At 72.6% G+C, this 2585-nt stretch carries 2 protein-coding genes; one reads left to right on the forward strand and one right to left on the reverse strand.

All coding sequences use genetic code 11. The features are described 5' to 3' along the window. Nucleotides 1-1363 (reverse strand): adenylosuccinate lyase (purB, locus tag NBX02_RS22010; RefSeq protein ID WP_445548579.1); only part of this gene is annotated, 1363 nt, incomplete at its 3' end. Between the two features lie 215 nt (nt 1364-1578). Between purB and NBX02_RS22015 the strand changes: the two genes are divergently transcribed. Then, nucleotides 1579-2499, forward strand: a complete 921-nt coding sequence (locus NBX02_RS22015) for a phosphoribosylaminoimidazolesuccinocarboxamide synthase (protein ID WP_250281944.1) — start codon at nt 1579-1581, stop codon at nt 2497-2499. The last annotated feature ends 86 nt before the right edge of the window (nt 2500-2585 follow it).

Here is a 2585-nt window from a genome sequence, read left to right on the forward strand (position 1 = left end):
ACAGCTCGGCCGTGTCCAGGCCCAGCCGGTCGTCGCCGGCCAGCCGGGCCAGCAGGTCGTTGTGCTCCGCCCCCTTCTCCCGCAGGGCGAGGGCGACCGCTACCGCGTGCTCCCGGATGACCTCGTGGGCGGTCTCCCGCCCGACGCCCCGGCGGACGGCGGCCATCAGGATCTTCGTCGTGGCCAGGAAGGGCAGGTTGCGGTCCAGCTCCCGGGCGATCACGGCCGGGTAGGCCCCGAAGTCGTCCAGGACGGTCAGGAACGTCTCGTACAGCCCGTCGGCGGCGAAGAACGCGCCGGGCAGCGCCACCCGGCGCACGACCGAGCAGGACACGTCCCCCTCGTTCCACTGGTTCCCGGCGAGCTCGCCGGTCATGGCGGCGAAGCCGCGCAGCACCACCGACAGGCCGCTCACCCGCTCGCAGGACCGGGTGTTCATCTTGTGCGGCATCGCGCTCGAGCCGACCTGGCCGGCGGCGAAGCCCTCGGTGGCCAGCTCGTGGCCGGCCATCAGGCGGATGGTCGTGGCGAGGCTCGCCGGCCCGGCCACGGCCTGGACCAGCGCGGTGACGACCTCGTAGTCGAGCGACCGCGGGTAGACCTGGCCCACGCTGGTCAGCACCCGGCCGAAGCCGAGGAACCCGGCGATCCGCCGCTCCAGCTCGGCAAACCTGGCGTCGTCTCCGCCGAGCAGGTCGAGCATGTCCTGGCCGGTCCCGACCGGGCCCTTGATCCCGCGTAGCGGGTAGCGCTCCAGGGTGTCCTCGACCCGCTCGAAGGCGGCCAGCAGCTCCTGCCCGGCGGAGGCGAACCGCTTACCGAGCGTGGTTGCCTGGGCGGGAACGTTGTGGCTACGCCCGGTGATCACCAGCGAGTCGTACTCGGCGGCCAGCCGGGCCAGCCGGGCCAGTGCCGCGACCATGCGCCCCCGGATCAGCGCGAGCGAGCTGCGCACCTGCAACTGTTCGACGTTCTCGGTGAGGTCACGTGACGTCATGCCCTTGTGCACGTGCTCGTGGCCGGCGAGGGCGTTGAACTCCTCGATGCGGGCCTTGACGTCGTGGCGCCGCAGCCGCTCCCGCCGGGCTATCGAGGCCAGGTCGACCTCGGTGAGGACCCGCTCGTAGTCCTCGATCACACCGGCGGTCAGCTCCAGGCCGAGATCCCGCTGGGCGCGCAGCACTGCCAGCCACAGCCTGCGCTCCGCGACCACCTTGCTCTCCGGTGACCACAGCCGCCGGATCTCGGCCGAGGCGTAACGGGTGGCCAGGACGTCGGGAACCTCAGGAACCTCAGGGGCCTCAGGAGGCTCGGGGGCGGTGGGAGGTGTGGGGGCCGCGTGCTCGGTTGCCATACCGGCCATCGTGCCCGACAACCGCGCCCGAATCCCCGGGCCGGGCACCCTACCGGCCGCAACGCCGCGTCACGGGCCGCAACGTCCCGTCAGCGGCAGGACGCCCGGCCACCGGCCACGACGCCGCGTCACCGGCGGGGGCGTCCTGTCGCCGGCGAGAACATCCTGTTGCCGGCGAGGCTGTTGCCGGCGAGGACGCCCGGCGCATCGCATACGGTCGGAGCATGCCACTGACGCACGAGGAGTTCGCCGGGCTGACCCACCTGGGGTCGGGCAAGGTACGCGAGATGTTCGCGGTCGGTGAGGACGCGGTGCTCCTGGTCGCCAGCGACCGGATCTCCGCCTTCGACGTGGTCCTGCCCACCGAGATACCGGACAAGGGCGCCGTCCTCACCGGACTGTCGCTGTGGTGGTTCGACCAGCTCGCGGACCTCGTACCGTCCCATGTGATCAGCACCGACGTGGACGAGTACCCCGACGAGCTCACCCCCTACGCCGAGCAGCTGCGCGGCCGGTCGATGCTGTGCCGGCGGCTGACCATGGTGCCGATCGAGTGCGTCGCCCGCGGCTACCTCACCGGCAGCGGGCTGAAGGACTACCAGCGCACCGGCGAGGTCAGCGGCCACGCGCTGCCCGCCGGCCTCGTCGACGGCAGCCGGCTGCCCGCGACGATCTACACCCCGTCGACGAAGGCGCCGGTCGGCGAGCACGACGAGAACATCAGCCGGGCGCAGGCCGCCTCCCAGGTCGGCCCCGAGGCCGCCGCCGAGCTGGAGAAACTCACCCTGGAGATCTTTGAGCGGGCGGTCGACGTGGCCGCCGGGCGCGGCATCATCGTCGCCGACACCAAGTTCGAGTTCGGTTATGACGCCGACGGCGTCCTGCGGCTCGGCGACGAGGTGCTGACCCCGGACTCGTCCCGGTTCTGGCCCGCCGACCAGTGGCGGCCCGGCGGCTCCCAGCCGTCCTATGACAAACAGTTCATCCGCGACTACCTGGCGTCCACCGGCTGGGACCGGACCGCTCCCGGGCCGCAGCTTCCGCCGGAGGTGGTCGAGGCCACCCGGGCCCGTTACGTCGAGGCGTACGAACGCCTCACCGGCACCTCCTTCGCCGGCTACATCGCCACCGCGCGGGCCCGGTAGGCGCCGTCCCGGGCAGGTGTTCCAGGACGTCCGACCGCAGCCCGGCACCCCGGGCCCGGCGGGCGTACCCTCGGCCCGCCGGGCCG

Origin of the sequence: Protofrankia sp. CiP1_Cm_nod1 (assembly GCF_920888515.1) — a bacterium.
Classification (GTDB): Bacteria; Actinomycetota; Actinomycetes; order Frankiales; family Frankiaceae; genus Protofrankia.

Bases quoted from the DNA above. Each gene is read 5' to 3' on its own strand.
- NBX02_RS22015 (WP_250281944.1), top strand. From the start codon at position 1,579: ATGCCACTGACGCACGAGGAGTTCGCCGGGCTGACCCACCTGGGGTCG.